Here is a 16,425-nt window from a genome sequence, read left to right as displayed (position 1 = left end):
TATGCCCCGGGTAGGCGGAAAAAATTCACCAGAAAGGAACTTGCAGCTCATAATTTGCGGAGGAAAATTCATGCCAGTGTTTATTGAAATTAAAAACCTAACCGTGGATTTCGACGGTGTCAAAGCCCTGAAAAATGTAAATCTTACCATAGGAGAAGGGGAAGTCGTAGGGATCCTCGGGAGAAGCGGGTCAGGGAAAACAATCCTTATGCATGTGTTACGCGGGACCGAGTCTTTTGAAAACATCTCCGGAGAAGTAATCTTCCACCTTGCCCACTGCGAGAAGTGCGGATATATCGAACGCCCCAGCAAGGTAGGCCAGAAATGTCCGGTCTGCGGCGAGACGCTCGAAGCCTATGAAGCGGATTTCATAAAGCTCTCTCTTTACGACCCTATAAGGAAAGACATCGCCAAACGCATTGCAATCATGCTCCAGAGGACATTTGCCCTCTACGGGGACGAAAGGGTCCTTGTAAACGTCATCAATTCCTTAAATGAAATCGGATACAGAGGAGATGACGCCATGAAAAAGGCCGTGGAACTCTTAGAAGAAGTCAACCTGAACCACCGTATGATGCACGTTGCAAGGGAGCTTTCCGGAGGAGAAAAACAGAGAGTGGTGCTTGCCAGGCAGCTTGTAAGAAACCCCCTGCTTTTACTCGCAGATGAGCCCACGGGAACCCTCGATCCGATGACTGCAAAGCTGGTCCATGAAGCCATCATCCGGGCCGTTAAGAGTTATAACATGAGCATGGTCCTGACATCCCACTGGCCTGATGTCATCGAGCAGCTGGCAGACAAGGCAATCTTGCTTGAAAACGGCGAAATAATCAAGGAAGGGGACCCACTTGAGGTATCTGCAATATTTATGCAGAGCGCCTCCATGGTAAGGCGGGAAAAGGACGTAGTAGTAGGAGAGCCGATTATCCGGGTCAGGAACCTCGCAAAACGCTACATCTCGGTTGACCGCGGAGTGGTCAGGGCCGTAGACGACATCTCTTTTGACGTAAAAGAAGGAGAAATCTTCGGGCTTGTAGGAGTAAGCGGGGCTGGCAAGACCACAACCTCAAAGATCCTTATGGGAATTTTACCCCCGACAGCCGGGGAAGTGGAAGTCCGGGTAGGAGACGAATGGGTGGATATGACAAAGTTAGGAGTGGAAAACAAAGGTAGGGCAACCAAGTACATGGGATTCCTGCACCAGGAATACGGGCTCTACACCCACAGTTCCGTCATAGATAACCTTACGGAATCCATCAGCCTGGACCTGCCCTTTGAACTTGGGGTCCGGAAGGCGTTAATGACGCTTAAGGCTGCCGGTTTTGAAGAGGATAAGGCAAAAGCCATTCTCCCCAAAATGACCGATGAAATGAGTGAAGGGGAGAGACACAGGATCGCACTTGCCCAGGTCCTTATCAAGGAGCCGAGAATCGTGATCATGGACGAACCCACCGGGACAATGGACCCCATAACCAAGGTATCAGTTACGAATTCAATCCTTAAAGCCAGAGAAGAAGTTGGGGAGACCTTTGTCGTAGTTTCCCACGACATGGACTTTGTGAATGAGATATGTGACCGCGTTGCCCTCATGCGCAATGGGAAGATTGTGGACCTCGGAAAGCCCAAGACCGTACTTGCGCAGCTTACGGAAGAAGAACGGATCCAGGCTGCAGAAGAAATATAAACATGCTGCCACCTCTTAGTATTGAAAAATACTAGATGAGGTGCCGATTACGAGTAAAGAGATAAGCGTAGAAGTGAACGGGCACCAGTGGAGTCTGCCCGCAGGCTCTACCCTGAGAGATGCCCTTAAAGTTTCCAGCGCCCCATACAGAGCCGGTACGGCGATAGGGATTCTGAAAAAGACCGCTGAAAAGAAAACGGAAAAAATCACTGAATACGCTATCAACACATCAAAAGGGGAATTCAAGATAGAAATCGAAACTTTGGATTCCCCCTCCGGAAAAATATGGGCTGAACACTTTAAAGAATATGAAGGAGCACCCGTTCACTGGACAGGTCAGGAAGCTCTGGCTTTCGGGCCTTTTGAAGCCGAATTGAAACCCGAACGTGGAATAAGAAATTTTGAAGCATTTGACATCCTTTTCGGAGCAGGGGGGTTTGACTCCGCAAACACCCACCTGATCATTTCCAGAAAAAGACACGCTGCAGAATACGGAACCCCTGACGACGGGGTTTTTGCAAAAATCATAAGCGGAAAAAGCGTATTACTCAAGCTTTCCAGGGGAGACTCTATCCTGAATATAGAGCCGATTATCGAATGGGAACAGCTTGCAGAAAAAGCCTGTACTGCAGACCTTTCGACGCCGCTTGAGGACGGAGCCAGCATTTTCACTTATTTTGAAGTTGAACTTTCCAGGAACTCTCCTGTAGGGGCAGAACATTTTTATGCCCTGACCCGGGAAGGGACCTTTAATATAAACTTTGTTGCCAGCTCTTTTATCTCGGATGACGCCCTGAAAGGAGAAATCACCCCTTACGAAAATTTTGAACCAAGGGCAGCGGGTGCCATCTCTTTCAGGACCATAGGGTATGGGACCGGAAGGGCCTACATCTCCAGGGAAGACCGGCCATCGAGCCTTGTGCACTCTGTTGTGGGCAGCGTTACAAGGGGACTGGAACTCGTCAAACTCGCCGAACAAGGACAGAACCTTACAGTAGAAAGTCTCCCCCCCCAGCTCATCCTTCTGGGACATAGTTTTGATGAAGTGGAGCCCGTGCTCTCCTCTATAGGAGTGGAACTGGTAAAGGAAGGGTACACCGAAAAGGACTCGGTTATTGTCAGCCAGAGCCCCGCGACCACCCTGGAAATTTTCGGGGAGGCGAAGGTGACTGCCTTTGCGGTGCCTGCCTCAAAACTTATAGAAGTGGAACTTTACCCCGAAAAGGCTCCGAAGTCTGTAGACTTCTTCCGCCACTCCCTCGAACTCAAGACAAAACCTGTGGGAAAACTGCCTGTCAGCATGGTATATGAAAATACATACCTCTTCAAGCCCGAAAAAGAGGCCGTAAAGTATAAAGAAGTCATGCCAGAGAACAGTCCGACAAACAAAATCCTTGCCGGAGAAATAGGGATTACGAACCAGGCGGCAAAAAGGATGGGAAACATCGGAGTCAAGCTCGAGGACGACGACCTTTTCGGCCCGACCGGAGAGAAATTCTCCTCAACGAACATCATAGGTAGGATCCTTCAGCCGGAGAAGTTGAAAGGCATCCGGGAAGGAGACGCAATATATATAACTGAAGTATTGCGCAAGTGAACTCATCCATAAATGCGATTATACCGGATGCAATATGCTTGAGTGGATTCACACGTGAAAATTTATCGCAGGTGAAGTCTCCCGCAGCTAAGGAGAGACGAAAGATGACGGAAACAAAACAAGAAGAGATTACAAAGGTCATTGTTATCAGCTCGGATAAAGTGCTGCCTGTGGACGCAGCCATGAAGATCTACGAATCAGAATTTCCTGTTACGGTTAAGGAGACCTGCTTCGGACTTATCGTGACAGGGCCGGCGGATGATGTCCTGGAAGTTGTGGAAAATATCCGGCAACTTGACAAAAATCATATTTTTGTAAAGGACAGGGGATTCCCTGCAGGGGATGAGAGGCGCTGCCGGGCAAGCCGGGGCGGAGGGCCGAGGCCTGGCTTCCATTTCCTCAGGGAAGAGGTAAAGATGCTCCCTGCTATCGGAGCCGCACTTGATGAACTGGAGGAAAAAGAACCCTTAAAGGAAAAAACCGAGGGCAAAGGCAAGCTTAAGGTATCTGATTTAGAGAGGATTATTGAAGCGGAACTTGCGAGGTGAGCTTTTTTGGCAAAGGTTTTCATTTACCCTGTAAACAGCCTTATCCTGGCTGACCTGGTGGAACGCTACGGGCACAAACCCCTTGCTGTGATGAACCAGGTACGTGAAAAAGTTACGAACATCAGCCTGGACTCTCCCCCGGTCAATATCACCCCCGAAGACCCGAAAATCGGGCTTCGCTATGCTGCAGTGGAAGTGCCTCCCGGGGTCCGGGGCAGGATGGCCCTCATAGGCCCCCTGATTGAAGAAACGGAAGCTGCGATCATTGTCGAAAATCCCCCCACAAACTTCGGCTGCGTGGGCTGCAACCGCACAAACGAACTTATGAAATACCTTGTCCGTGAGAAGGAAGTCCCGACCCTTGAGGTCGTATACCCGGAATCCGAAGAGGACGCAAGGGAGTTTGTGTACAAAATTGCAGCTTTCCTCGAGTCACTCCCGAAGGAAAAAGATAAAGTTGGAGAAAAGAAAGGCGAGGAAAAGGTAGAGGAAGAAAAGGCTGAAGGGCAGGAGGAAGAACAATGAGCGCTGAAGAAGCCGGAATAGTCAAAATCGCGCTGGTTTCCTGCGGCTCCGAGTATTCCGGGGTCCAGCCTGAGTTTGAGGAAGCTGCAGCCAGGGTAAATGCGAAATTCGTGTTCCCCGAAATAGATATTGCGTCTATTGACAACATCGGCAAGGAATTCGGGCTCGAGGTTGCAAGCGGGGACCTTAGGCTCATGATGGCCCGGGCAAAAGCCGTTGTTGAAGGCATAACCCATGTGGACGGGGTCTTTATAACTACCTGTTTCCGCTGCGCCGAAGGTGCCATTGTCCGAAACGAGGTAAGAAGGTATATCCACAAACACTCGAACATCCCTGTAATCAGCTATTCCTTCACCGAAAGAACCAGTGCGGGAACCCTACTCACCCGCCTGGAAGCCCTGACTACCGTTGCCAGGCGCAGGCACCTCCTTGCAAGGGAAGTACAGACCGGGCTGACCGCGGGAATCGATTCGGGATCCACCACCACAAAAGCAGTGGTCATGAAGGATAACAGGATCATAGGCACAGGCTGGGTCCCCACCATAAAGGTGCTTGAAAGCGCTGAAGAAGCGTATTCAAGAGCCCTCAAAGAAGCCGGGGTCTCCAGGGAAGAAGTCCAGGCCCTCGGAACCACCGGGTACGGGCGCTTCCTGATAGGAAAACACTTCAATGCCCAGCTTATTCAGGAAGAGATCACGGTCAACTCCAAAGGAGCTGTCTACCTGGCAGACCGCCAGAAAGGCCCGGCCACGGTCATTGACATCGGCGGGATGGACAACAAAGCAATCTCCGTTGAAGACGGGATTCCTGGCATGTTTACCATGGGAGGGATCTGCGCAGGAGCTTCCGGGCGTTTCTTTGAGATGATCTCAAAGCGCCTTGGTGTGGAAATCACGGAACTCGGGGCCCTGGCAGTCAAAGGCATGCAGGAAAAGGTAACCATGAACAGTTACTGCATAGTCTTCGGGATCCAGTCCCTGGTAAACTCCCTTGCCAAGGGGTCTGCTCCGGAAGACGTAGCAGCGGCAGCCTGTTACAGTGTGGTCGAACAGATCTTTGAGCAGCAGCTTCAGGAAGTAGACGTAAAAGAGCCCCTGATCCTCGTGGGCGGGTCCTCCCTTATCGAAGGAGTCCCAAAAGCCCTGGAAGAACTCCTGAAGATCAAGGTCCTTGTGCCCAGAAACTCACACCTGATAGGAGCGGTAGGGGCAGCTCTGCTTGCTTCAGGATATGTGGAGGAGTGAGCTGAAATGGAAGCGCTTGAGACCTTTATTGTTGAGTCTGCAATCGATTCGGAAACAGAGTTTTACAAGAAAATCATCGAGGATAACATCTCCAGTCTCAAGCTTGCCCCGGCCATCGGGAGAATCAAGGTGGTGCTGCGGCCGGAAGACTCTCTCTTCCAGATGGCAATCGTCCTCAGGGAAGTAGGCACGAAGCTGTCTACAATCGAAATGGCCGATGTGGAAGCAAAGCCTGTTGCCAGTGAGATAATAATTTCAATCAAGAAAGAACAGTATCTCTCCGACCTGCTCATAAAACTCTGGGAACGTTACGGGAAAGCAAACATAAGGCAGCCGGACCGCTGGACTGTGGCTATAAGCACGGACAGGCCCCTGCAAGAAGCGGAGTTCATCGAAAAGATGGTAGTTGCCGACCCCAGGCACACCCTTCACGAAAACCTCGTAGACTTTGCTATCAGGGTAACGCCAGAGGGGTTCAGGGTCCGCTATCACCTATTTAAAGGCAACCATTTTGTCTTTGTGGCCTCCGAGGAAGCCATGAAGCAGGAATGGATCGAAGAGGCAGGAGCAATGCTCAAAGAACTGCTGGAAGGAGGGAAAACAAAATGACCGCCGTACTCCTACCCTACCTTTACACCGGAGGGGTCTATAAGCACGGGCTTCTGATCGAATTGCTGGAAGACCTTGGAGGGTACATAATCCAGAAAGTCGTAACTGGCACCGAAGTCAACATGATTATGCTTATCCCTGAAAAGGACGTGGGGCTGGTAAAAGAACTTGCAGCGGAACTGCTCGGCATCCTGATAGAGGCTCCCCTGACCGGGGTTGAAATTGCAGTAGTTTCTCCGACCCTTGCCTCGCACCACCTCCCTCATTCGGCCTGCGACGTTGCAGAATACCTCCGCCACCCGGGGGCAAACACCAACATGATCGGGCTTGCCAGGGGAATGGGACGCAGGGTCTCCCTGTCCATGGACTACGAAAGGAGGCTAATCAACGAACATGACATTGCTGTTTTTACCTTCGGGTCCTTCAGCGACTGCATAATAAACAAAAAGCCCAAGCTCTTTGAGGGCATCGAGATCCCCATCGTGGTCACAGGCGGACCTGACCTGAAAACCGAAGAAGTCTCGGGAGCAGACCTTTATGTAGGAAACATCGGGAGGGTCTCCCACAGATTGAGAAGGAAAGAAGAAGTAGACGCCCTGGACAAGCTCAATGAAGGGGTTGCAAAGATCGTGGACGGAGTGCGCAAACAGCTGGCAAAAGACCCGCTTGCCGTGATTCCGGCCAGGATTATGAAAGAGATTGAAAACCAGGTCCCTGAAATTAACAGGGTGCTCTCTCCGGCTCCGATTACCCTGCAACTGGACGGGCTCAGGGTCAAACTGCCTTATGACAGATACCACGAAAAAATTGAAAAACTGGAATTTGACGAAGGAGTGGTCCTTTCCGAGCTTGCAAACATTTCCAGGTCAAAAATGAAAAATTATATATTGATAAAAATCAAATCTAAATCAGACGTTGGTTTTGCGATCTGACCCGGATTTTCTCCACTTTACATTTTTACCTGGATTTTGCTTTAATCTGATCCTTTTAAATTGTAAAGCCCAGGCCGGCAAACGGCATCAAAAATCCGGTTTCCACACTTAAAATATGCTGGTGGTTTCTTATGGAACTTGAAGAAATTGTGGAAATTTTAAAAAAGGACCCCGATAAAGCCGTTCCGGAACTCCTGGAGGATGTCCGGAAACAGTACGGTGAAATCCCGTACATCATGAACTTCATGAAGGACCTCCCGGAGATCTTCATCCCGAAAACCCTTTATGATAACTCCATCATGAGGGAATTCAAGAACCTCGACCCAGAGACCGTGGAGCTCATTTCCATAGGTGTGGCTTCCGCCCTCCGCTGCGACCACTGCCTTAAGATGCACATAAGGATAGCAAAACGAAAGGATATCCCAAAAGAGAGCATCTTTTATGCCATCATGATAGGGGCTTCCCTTTCAAATGCAGCAGTGCTTGCCGAAAGCACGAGAGCTCTAGCTTCCGAGTTTCCGGATGACGAAAAAGAGGACGAAAAGGGCCAGTGCTGCGACCCGAACTGCGACATCTGTAACATCTCCGGAGCCAACCTGAAATAAGCTTACAGGACAATAAGCTGCCTTCAAAAGTTCTTTTTTGAAATTGCTGCAGCCAGCTTTGCTGTTCAATCAATTATTGTTCAATCAATTATTGTTCAATCAATTATTGTTCAATCAATTATTGTTCAATCAATTATTGTTCAATCAATTATTTATTGCGTAGACTCATCTGTATAAACAGAAATATTATGTCCGGAAAGAATTTAATTGCTGCAATGCTGCTTATGATTCTATTTTTACCTGTAAACCCTGCAGCATCCGCCCTGGACTCCGAAAGGCCCTTCGGGGATCCCTGGGACCATACCCCAATCACTGTTTATGTTGACAATAAAAATGTACCCCCCCACTACAGCCCGACCTATTACGAACAGGTGGAAAAAGCCCTGACATACTGGGAGGAGGGAGGCAACGGAAATCTGGAATATACGCCTGTATTTGAACTCACGGACTCAGAAGAAGCGGATATCCGTATCAGGTGGGTCGAAAACCTTGAGAAAATCGAAGGAGCCCCCCCGGGAGTTGCAGGTTACGCAAGACCATATGTTGTCAACGACCGTTTTGAGAGGGTGGACATCGTCCTGGAAGTGGGCAACTACCAGGGCAAGGTCTGGCGCCAGTACGGGGACGCAACAATGCTCGCAATCTCAAAGCATGAACTCGGGCACGCCCTGGGGCTCGGGCATAGCGGTGACCCGGGAGACATCATGTACCCGGAATACGAACTAAGGGAAGACGTAAACCCTCTTCTCCTGAGCAGATACGGGCCTTTGCTGCGCATAGCAGCTTTTGCGTCCATGATTGTTCTCCTGTTCATCGGCATAAGCTGGAAGCTCAGCAAAAAGAAAAGGAAAGCCCTTGAAGACAGATACCTAAATGAAGAAGAAAAAACCTGAGGGGAAAAAATCTCCGGAAAAAGAAAACCTGAGGAAAGCAAAAATCTCCAGAGAAAGAAAAATCTGAGGACAGCGAAAGTTCCGGATAAGTGGATGGAACTGCAGGCGAAAAAGTTAAAATGGAGAGAAAAGGTTAAACCGGAGCTCCGGAAGTTTCCACACTTTCCAGGGAGAATTCTTTGAAAAAATCCCTGAAGTAAAGAGGAAGGGATTTCATTTCCAGAATTTTTTCAAGCGAAGTCCAGGCGTACTCTTTGTGCTCGGAACTCAACTGTATATCTGACATAACATATCCCCCGTCATACACAACAGCAATCACTTTTTTTGCAGGAAGCTCAAACGTGACCTCCCCTGCTATCCCACCGAGAACGATTGAAATCCCGGTTTCCTCCCAGACCTCCCGGACAACTGCTTCTTCAAGAGGCTCACGGAGGCCAACCTTTCCCCCCGGAAGGTCCCATTTCCCCGGATTCGTTCGGGAATATTCCGAACGCCTGAGCAGCAGAAATTCTCCTTTCTCATTCCGGATAAGGGCATAGACCGAAACGATGTAAGGTTTCTTAAGCGTCATACCCTAATATTTAAAGCTTCAATGCCTTAAATGCGAGCTCAATAAATATACTTACAAAGTAAAATTTACTCGAAAATATTTTCCCACATCCACAAAAAGCAACTCCGGGGTTTGAAACACGCTTTTAAGCTGGAAGGGTATATTGGAGTGAAACCGAAGAGTAAACAGGCAAAAACAGGACAATGATAAAAAATCAGAATAAGGGAAAAGAAATCAGAATAAGAGAAAAGAAATCAGAATAAGAGAAAAGAAATCAGAATAAGGGAAAAGAAATAAAAAAACCGGGAATCCAATATGACTGGCTGGACAGGAAAAACCGTATATGTGGACCTGAGTTCCGAATCAGTTAACGTAACCGGGACCGACGAAACGTTAATTCGCAGATACCTGGGCGGCAGGGGGCTTGGAGTAAAAATGCTTTTCGAGCTTTCAGACCCTGGCACGGACCCCCTTGGCCCCGAAAACCCCCTGGTTTTCACAGTGGGCCCCCTTACCGGGCTTGCCCCCATGGCGGGAGGAGTGGTCCTTACGTCGAAATCTCCCCTCACGGGTACCGTGTTCAGCTGGAACGCAGGGGGAGGCTTCGGGGGGGAAATGAAAAGGGCAGGGATAGATGCCCTGGTGATCACCGGAAAAGCAAAAGAGCCTTCCTATGTGGAACTGAAGGGAAGAAATGCAGAAATCAAACCTGCAGACAGGCTATGGGGCAAAAATACGGAGGAATGCACCGCTGCCCTGCGTGAGAAAGGGAGCGTTGCCTGCATTGGCAGGGCAGGGGAAAAACAGGCACTTATCTCTTCCTTTGTTATTGATTCGGCTCATACCGGAAGAGGAGGGCTGGGGGCTGTTGCAGGTTCAAAACTATTAAAAGCCGTGCTTGTAAAAGGGGAAAAAAAACTAAAGCCCGCAGACCCGGAAAGGTTTGTAGAGTTTGAAACAAAGGTCCTGAAGCTTTTTGATGCAAACCCCGTACTCTCCAAAGGACTTGGAAACTACGGTACTCCCGTGCTTGTGAAACTTCTCGATTACTTCGGCCTCATTCCCTGCAGGAATTTCTCGAAAAGAGGAAGCAAAGCCGCAGGAAAACTCTCGGGAGAGTATATCAAAACTACTTTTGAACTTGAAAAAGAAAGCTGTCCGGCCTGTCCCCTGGGCTGCAAGCAGAGGATAAAGGATACCGGGCAGATGGTCCCGGACTACGATGCCCTCTGGGCCTTCGGGCTGAACCTGGAAAACCCGGATTTCGCTTCCGTGCTCAGGGCAAACCGGATTTGCACGGACTACGGGCTCGACCCGGTTTCTGCAGGTTCCGTGCTCGGGGCTTATGCCGAACTGGAAGCAAGAAAGTTAGAAGCAGGAGAAATAGAGGCTTTCCTTATGGGAATAGGGGAAGGGAACGTGCCTGGAAACGGGGCACGGAAATACCTTTCAAGCCGCGGGAGAGAGGAACTCAGCATGGACGTAAAAGGCCTCGAACTTGCAGGTTTCGACCCCCGGGGAATCAGGGGGCAGGCCCTTGCTTATGCGACCTCACCACACGGGGGAGACTACCTGACAGCCTTTATGGTAGGGCCCGAGGTGCTCGGAAAACCCCTTGGCCTTGACCGCATGGGCCTGAAAGGAAAAGCCGGCATCCTGCAGGTCTTCGAAAACATGGCCGCAGCTTTTGATTCTCTTGTTCTCTGCCCGTTTTCGATCTTTGCCCTGAACGAGGAACTCTGCTCTTCCCTCCTGCTTGCAGGTGCAGGGATGAAGGTGTCTCCTGCGGGACTTCTTAAAACGGGAGAGCGGATCTGGAACCTCGAGAGAATTTATAACCTGAGAGCAGGCTTCACAGGGAGAGACGACACCCTTCCGGGCAGGCTCTTTGAAAACAGCGGTGAGGCAAATAAAGGAGGGATTTCCAGGCAGGAATTCGAAGCCGCCCTTTCGGAATACTATCATTTCAGGGGCTGGGACGAGGAAGGGGCACCCTCTACAAAAAAGCTGCAGGAGCTAGAAATTCTGCCCTGAAACAAAGAGATGGGCCTGAAATTCCCCGAAAAGCTCCGGATTTTGTTCAAAAAAACGGGCTAAAAGCCAGAATCTCGCATAAGCATTATATAGTCTAGAATAATTAATCGTATTAGTTCTCGATCTGTAGATGGAGTCTGCAGGCAACCCAAGGTCCAGTAATTGCTTTACAGTTTTTCATACAGAGAATTGTATAAAATACTTATATAGAAAGCACTTAAGCAGCGTATATATAAAAAGCATTCAGGCAACGTATATATAAAGAGCGCTTAAGCGGCGTATATATAAAAGAACTTAAGCAAGATATGGATAAAAGAAGAGGCAGGCTTAAAAATTAAAACAGCCTTCTAATACTACTCCGCCAGATGGAACCGGGCCCCCTGCCCGGGAATCAGGAACTGGCATTTACAGCTTATTGATATACGTCTTTAAAACGTAAGGGAGAATCGTTATGAAACAGCAGGTAGAAGTTAAGGAGCTTAAAGAAGGGAAATACGTCATCATTGACGATGAAGCATGCGTCATAAAGAGCATTTCCAAGTCCAAGCCCGGGAAACACGGAGCTGCAAAGGCCAGGGTCGAAGCTATCGGCCTCTTTGACAACCAGAAGCGTTCATACATCGGCTCGGTTGCAAACAAGGTCTACGTCCCCATTGTGGAAAGGAAGAGCGCACAAATCATCTCAATCACCGGAGACGTTGCCCAGCTTATGGACATGGGAGATTTCTCAACCTTTGAAATCACAATCCCTGATGAATACAAAGACAGGGTCAAAGAAGGAGAAGAAGTTTCCTACATCACAGCCCTCGGCAAGATAAAGCTCGACATAAGGACATAAAGTCCCGAACAGACTGATAAAAAGCTTCAGGTTAACAGCCTGAGCCCCCTCTTTTTTATTTAAATTAATTCAAATCAGGTCAGAGCATGTTTTTACCTAATTCATTTATAGATGCCCTTTCGGATTATGAGGCTGCACGCTACGTGATTTTCGGCGTACCCTTTGACAACACATCCTCGTACAGGGCAGGCAGCCGCTGGGCCCCGGATGCCATGCGACAGGCCTCTGCAAATTTTGAGAGCTACAACCCCGTCTTCGACATCGACCTCGTAGACCTGCCCATCCATGACGCAGGAAACCTGGAGACTTCAGCCTCGGTTGATGAGACCCTGAGGGACCTCTACGAAGCAGCAAAAGAGCTTCTGGACGACGGGAAGCTCCCCATCATGCTGGGAGGCGAACACTCCCTGACCTTCGCTACGGTCAAGGCCTGTGCGGAGCTTGCAGGAGACGACTTCGGAGTCCTGGTCTTAGACGCGCACTTCGACCTCAGGGACGGGTACAGGGGCTTAAAAAATAACCACGCCTGCGTGTCCAGAAACATCCTCTCCGAGATCACTAAAAACCTGGTCTCGATCGGGATCAGGAGCGGACCGGAGGAAGAATGGGTCTTTGCCAGGGAAAATAAGCTGAAATACTACACCGCCGATGATGTGGAAGCCATAGGCATTGTCGAAGTCCTCAAAGAAGCGCTCGAATGGCTGGACTGCAGCCAGCTCTATCTCTCCCTGGACATGGACGCCATAGACCCGGCTTACGCCCCCGGCCTCGGCACCCCCGAACCTTTCGGCCTGAGCGCCCGGGATGTCAGGACAGCAGTCCGGACCCTTGCCCCCTTCTCAATGGCTTTTGACATCATGGAAATAGCCCCTGAATACGATTCCGGGCAAACGGCCATGCTAGGGGCAAAAATCATGAGAGAGTTTATCGCCTCCCACGCGACAGCTCACAGAAATGACTGAAAAGGTTTTAACGAAAAAAATGGTTTAAACGGAAAGAAGTTTAACGAAAAAAGGTTTTTATGAGGGCCTTGGGCCCAAATTTGAAAACCGGTGGAAAAGAACGAAGCATAGGACTTCAAGACTTTTCCATTTTACTGAATTTTTCTATTGCGTAAGAAATTTCCGGTTGCAAGCACAAAATATTCATCTGCTGCCTGCAAGGAATTTCCGTTTAAGCAATCTTTTCACCACTTGCTTCAGGTCTTAACACATTCTAACACATTCCGGTAGGATCATGAACGCCAGAGGGCTATGATCTTATCGATGGCAATGTGGGTGTACTTTCCATCTTTTGCAAGAGTGAGCACGTTGTCTGCACAGGCTTCGACTTTTCCGGTGAAAATGTCAGGCCCGCCGCAGTAGACATCAATGTTTTCACCGAGATGGTGTTCAACTATAAAGGACTGCATTGCTTTACACCTCAAAATATTTCTTCAATGTACCCGTTTCCGATCCGTTTTCGGCTCTCAGAACTATATCTGCGCTCTCAGCATCTGTAGGCGTTTTTTGCTTTTGAGATCACTGAGCCCACATGGCTATAATCCTGTCAATAGCTATATGGGTAAGCTTTCCTTCCTTGTTAAGGGTAAGGACATTATCGGCACAGGCCTCTATTGTTCCCTTGAATACGTCAGGTCCGCCACAGTAGACATCTACGGCCTTGTTAAGATAATGTTCCACTATAAATGACTGCATCACGTTTTTACTCCTGTATATTACATGTTATTCTAAAAAGCACCGTCATTAAATCCGCAGGTGCCAGTTATTTTAAGTATCCTCTTCATTCCTTATAAATTTGTTTAAAAACTAAATTTGATTTTCGGAATGCGCCGCCGCCCTCAGGCCCGGAGAAGGTTTACTTAACTGCATTCCAGGCAGCCTACCATGCAGGCTGCCGTTTTCCCGGGAGAATAGGGTGGTTTTTATATCCACTTTATTTTCAGGTTTAATTGCGTACGGACATCCGGGAAAGCAAATTTTACTTGGAAAAAAAGACAAAAGACGAGAATTTTCGAAAAATGGGAGAAAAAATGCAAGGTGTGCGGAGATGTTTATATACACAAGGTCCTGAAGCCTGCCCTGAGAGAAGAAACAGAGGGGACAGAAAAGAGGACAGAGGGTTGAAAAAGAGGATTGAAAAAGAGGATTGAAAAAGGAGTTGAAGAAGGGGTTTTACCCTCCTTCGGATGCATTTAGTCAGGCCTGGTTGTTCAGTCCTCTTCTTCAGCGCCTACGGCCTCTGTCATTGCTGAGGTTTGGACCTGGGCTTCCGGATACAGGCTTGCCTCTTTTGTGAGGGCTGCGATAAGGCATCCCCTGGCAATGGCGTAGAGGGGGTCTCTGGAGTCCGAACCTGAGGGGCTTACGAACCTGGCCTTCTTGACACTGGAAATCCTGATGGGCAGGTTGGTTTCCTTCAGCCTCTTTTCAAACATCTCCACAAAACCTTTAGCCCTGGTGCTTCCGCCTGCAATTGCCACCTGGAATTCGGCATCGGGAGGAGCGGTTTCCGAGAGCTTGCGCTTGAGGTGCTGGAGGACATATGTTAAAAGGGCATCATAGTAAACGGCAAGGGCACCCTGGACGCTTCCGAGCTCGTATTCGGAGCCGATGGAGAAGTCCGATTCCTTGATTGCGGTAATCCTCTCTTTTGCCATGCCGGTTGCAACTGAGACCTGCTCGTCAATCCAGTCTCCTCCACGGGCAATGCTAAAGGAAACGATTGGAGTGGCCATGTAAGCAACGGTTACGTTTGTCATCCCTGCCCCGATACTGACACCGACACCGGTGAAGTTGGAGTCGCTTAGTTCGGAATACACAACGGAAAGCCCTTCGTCAATCGTGAATGTGTTGTACCCGAGTTTCTTTGCAAGGGCTTCCACAGTCTTGCTGTGGTAAAGCACATTGAGCTTGTTGTCCACAGGGTTTGCAGGGACGGAAACAAACAGAACCTCGTCCTTCTTTTCAGGGGCTCCGATAACCCTCTCGATGATGACCTTGATCATCGGGATGGACTCCTTTTCATCAGGGCTGATGATCCCCTGCTTCATGGGTCTCCTGATGGATTTGTTAAACACATTGGAGAATTTAAATGCATCCTCCCCGAGCACATTCAGGTTGCTGCCTCTCTGAGTGTACAGCACTTTTGCATTATCAAGCATGTGCTGCGTCAGGTCGTTAGCTTCCATCTCAAGGAATGCATTTCTCTGCTGTGCGAAGGAGATTGAACCTTCCCCTTTGGTTGCACTGATAATGTTCATTGTTCCTACGTCAAGTCCTTTAGCCATTTTTGTGCCTCTTGAACAACTTCATTTTATTGTCAAATATCCCTTTGGTTTTTCTGCTTCCGGAGTCCGTGCTTATGGCCTGGGCAAGTAACAGTGATGTCGAATCGAGCCCATCGTCACAGACTTCCAGCTTTCCGCTCCTTGCAAGTCTTAAGCTTTCAACTTCAGAAATATTATCCTGAACAACAGTTTTTTTCTCTTCCGATTCCAAAAACGCCTTTCCGAGAACGAAATCATAATTAGATTCGTTTAACCCAAGACTGAATCTCGAAAAACTGTCCTCTTCTGTAAAAGCTCGGTCAATGGTCCTCTGGACCTCTTTTTCGATATCATCTTCACTATGTTTTTTTGTGTCTTCAGACTCATTCTCGAAAAGCTGCCTTGCCCTCTCTTCAATCTGGTTCAAAACCGTGTTTGCGAAGGCATTTCCTGCGAGCAGGCAGACCCCGGCGGCATAGGTGACAACAATGTAAGTAACATTGGGATACACCCACCCACCTCTTGGATAGATCAGAAGAACAGCCCCCAGCCCGAGTAAGTTAAGCACGAGGCCTGCTCCCACCACATAGTAGTGGTATTCTTTTGGGTGCTTGATCATCAGGTTAATGCCCGTAAGGATGAGGGATAACCCTAAACCGATGAAACTGTAGGTAATGGCTATCTCTCCCGGGTCAGATCTTCGAGTAAGATTTACAGATAGGGCATAAGCGATACCTGCTAACGCCAGAAGAAAGCCTGACAGCAAGGTTACAGACGAAAAATAGTGGCTTAATTTAGATTTCATCGATATCCGTTATTTGAGATAGTAAGAGGGGATAAATATGTTTTGATTTTTTAGAAAGATATTATATATATTTTTAGACTCTGTTAATAAAACAACTGTCAAGAAAATAATGGGGTTTACTGATCCTATATATCGACACATGCAGAATCGGCCTTCGTTTAGTGTTTTCACCAAATTAAGGCGGTCAAGGTTTCCGGAATTTACCCCTAGAATGCAAGGTATATAAACCCCAAATTTTGAATAGAATAGAAGAATTTATATGTAATAATCTTATGAGAGATGAAACTAATATT

General features: G+C 48.6%; 18 protein-coding genes. 13 read left to right on the top strand and 5 right to left on the bottom strand.

Annotation, left to right across the window (positions count from 1 at the left end; all coding sequences use genetic code 11):
• The first annotated feature begins 70 nt into the window (after window positions 1-70).
• The 9 genes from atwA (at window position 71) to FTO70_RS00710 (ending at window position 8,637) form a co-directional block, all read left to right on the top strand.
• Window positions 71-1,684: a methyl coenzyme M reductase system, component A2 gene (gene atwA, locus FTO70_RS00750; RefSeq protein WP_255333777.1), complete on the top strand. Its 1,614-nt coding sequence runs from the start codon at window positions 71-73 to the stop codon at window positions 1,682-1,684.
• Window positions 1,685-1,724: 40 nt separating this feature from the next.
• Window positions 1,725-3,281 carry a methanogenesis marker 3 protein gene (locus FTO70_RS00745; RefSeq protein WP_255333776.1) on the top strand — a complete coding sequence of 519 codons (1,557 nt, stop codon included), beginning with the start codon at window positions 1,725-1,727 and terminating at the stop codon, window positions 3,279-3,281.
• A gap of 104 nt (window positions 3,282-3,385) precedes the next feature.
• Window positions 3,386-3,829, top strand: a complete 444-nt coding sequence (locus FTO70_RS00740; RefSeq protein WP_255333775.1) for a methanogenesis marker 6 protein — start codon at window positions 3,386-3,388, stop codon at window positions 3,827-3,829.
• A gap of 6 nt (window positions 3,830-3,835) precedes the next feature.
• Window positions 3,836-4,354: a methanogenesis marker 5 protein gene (locus tag FTO70_RS00735; protein ID WP_255333774.1), complete on the top strand. Its 519-nt coding sequence runs from the start codon at window positions 3,836-3,838 to the stop codon at window positions 4,352-4,354.
• Window positions 4,351-5,598: a methanogenesis marker 15 protein gene (locus FTO70_RS00730; protein WP_255333772.1), complete on the top strand. Its 1,248-nt coding sequence runs from the start codon at window positions 4,351-4,353 to the stop codon at window positions 5,596-5,598. The genes FTO70_RS00735 and FTO70_RS00730 overlap by 4 nt, the downstream gene beginning before the upstream one ends.
• Before the next feature lie 6 nt (window positions 5,599-5,604).
• A complete protein-coding gene (locus FTO70_RS00725) occupies window positions 5,605-6,207 on the top strand; it encodes a methanogenesis marker 17 protein (RefSeq protein ID WP_255333770.1) in 603 nt (200 codons plus the stop codon).
• Window positions 6,204-7,139, top strand: a complete 936-nt coding sequence (locus FTO70_RS00720; protein ID WP_255333769.1) for a methanogenesis marker 7 protein — start codon at window positions 6,204-6,206, stop codon at window positions 7,137-7,139. The genes FTO70_RS00725 and FTO70_RS00720 overlap by 4 nt, the downstream gene beginning before the upstream one ends.
• Before the next feature lie 131 nt (window positions 7,140-7,270).
• Complete coding sequence (locus FTO70_RS00715; protein ID WP_255333768.1) at window positions 7,271-7,744, top strand: carboxymuconolactone decarboxylase family protein; 474 nt, start codon at window positions 7,271-7,273, stop codon at window positions 7,742-7,744.
• Between the two features lie 215 nt (window positions 7,745-7,959).
• Window positions 7,960-8,637, top strand: a complete 678-nt coding sequence (locus tag FTO70_RS00710) for a matrixin family metalloprotease (RefSeq protein WP_255333767.1) — start codon at window positions 7,960-7,962, stop codon at window positions 8,635-8,637.
• A 133-nt stretch (window positions 8,638-8,770) separates the two neighbouring features.
• Here the strand turns inward: FTO70_RS00710 and FTO70_RS00705 are convergent, their stop codons facing one another.
• Window positions 8,771-9,208, bottom strand: a complete 438-nt coding sequence (locus tag FTO70_RS00705; protein ID WP_255333766.1) for an NUDIX domain-containing protein — start codon at window positions 9,206-9,208, stop codon at window positions 8,771-8,773.
• 294 nt (window positions 9,209-9,502) lie between these two features.
• Here FTO70_RS00705 and FTO70_RS00700 point away from each other — a divergent pair, with 294 nt between their 5' ends.
• From FTO70_RS00700 to speB, 3 genes are all read left to right on the top strand, one after another.
• Window positions 9,503-11,221: an aldehyde ferredoxin oxidoreductase family protein gene (locus tag FTO70_RS00700; protein WP_255333765.1), complete on the top strand. Its 1,719-nt coding sequence runs from the start codon at window positions 9,503-9,505 to the stop codon at window positions 11,219-11,221.
• Between the two features lie 451 nt (window positions 11,222-11,672).
• Complete coding sequence (locus FTO70_RS00695) at window positions 11,673-12,059, top strand: translation initiation factor IF-5A (protein WP_255333764.1); 387 nt, start codon at window positions 11,673-11,675, stop codon at window positions 12,057-12,059.
• Window positions 12,060-12,145: 86 nt separating this feature from the next.
• The gene (gene speB, locus FTO70_RS00690) at window positions 12,146-13,021 is read left to right on the top strand and encodes an agmatinase (RefSeq protein WP_255333763.1); all 876 of its coding nucleotides are present in this window, start codon (window positions 12,146-12,148) and stop codon (window positions 13,019-13,021) included.
• A 272-nt stretch (window positions 13,022-13,293) separates the two neighbouring features.
• Here the strand turns inward: speB and FTO70_RS00685 are convergent, their stop codons facing one another.
• Both FTO70_RS00685 and FTO70_RS00680 read right to left on the bottom strand, forming a co-directional pair.
• Entirely contained in the window at window positions 13,294-13,470 is a 177-nt protein-coding gene (locus tag FTO70_RS00685) for an MM0924 family protein (protein ID WP_255333762.1), read from the bottom strand.
• 109 nt (window positions 13,471-13,579) lie between these two features.
• Window positions 13,580-13,756, bottom strand: a complete 177-nt coding sequence (locus tag FTO70_RS00680; protein ID WP_304364364.1) for an MM0924 family protein — start codon at window positions 13,754-13,756, stop codon at window positions 13,580-13,582.
• Between the two features lie 287 nt (window positions 13,757-14,043).
• Between FTO70_RS00680 and FTO70_RS00675 the strand changes: the two genes are divergently transcribed.
• Window positions 14,044-14,211, top strand: a complete 168-nt coding sequence (locus FTO70_RS00675) for a hypothetical protein (RefSeq protein WP_255333761.1) — start codon at window positions 14,044-14,046, stop codon at window positions 14,209-14,211.
• A gap of 60 nt (window positions 14,212-14,271) precedes the next feature.
• Here the strand turns inward: FTO70_RS00675 and FTO70_RS00670 are convergent, their stop codons facing one another.
• A complete protein-coding gene (locus tag FTO70_RS00670; RefSeq protein ID WP_255333760.1) occupies window positions 14,272-15,348 on the bottom strand; it encodes a rod shape-determining protein in 1,077 nt (358 codons plus the stop codon).
• Complete coding sequence (locus FTO70_RS00665) at window positions 15,341-16,132, bottom strand: hypothetical protein (protein WP_255333759.1); 792 nt, start codon at window positions 16,130-16,132, stop codon at window positions 15,341-15,343. Before FTO70_RS00665 ends, FTO70_RS00670 begins: the two co-directional genes overlap by 8 nt.
• Window positions 16,133-16,425 lie beyond the last annotated feature (293 nt).

Source organism: Methanosarcina sp. KYL-1, assembly GCF_024372725.1.
In the GTDB taxonomy this organism is placed as follows: Archaea; Halobacteriota; Methanosarcinia; order Methanosarcinales; family Methanosarcinaceae; genus Methanosarcina.
The sequence above is the reverse complement of the archived record's forward strand: the minus strand, read 5'-3'. Positions and strand labels throughout refer to the sequence as shown.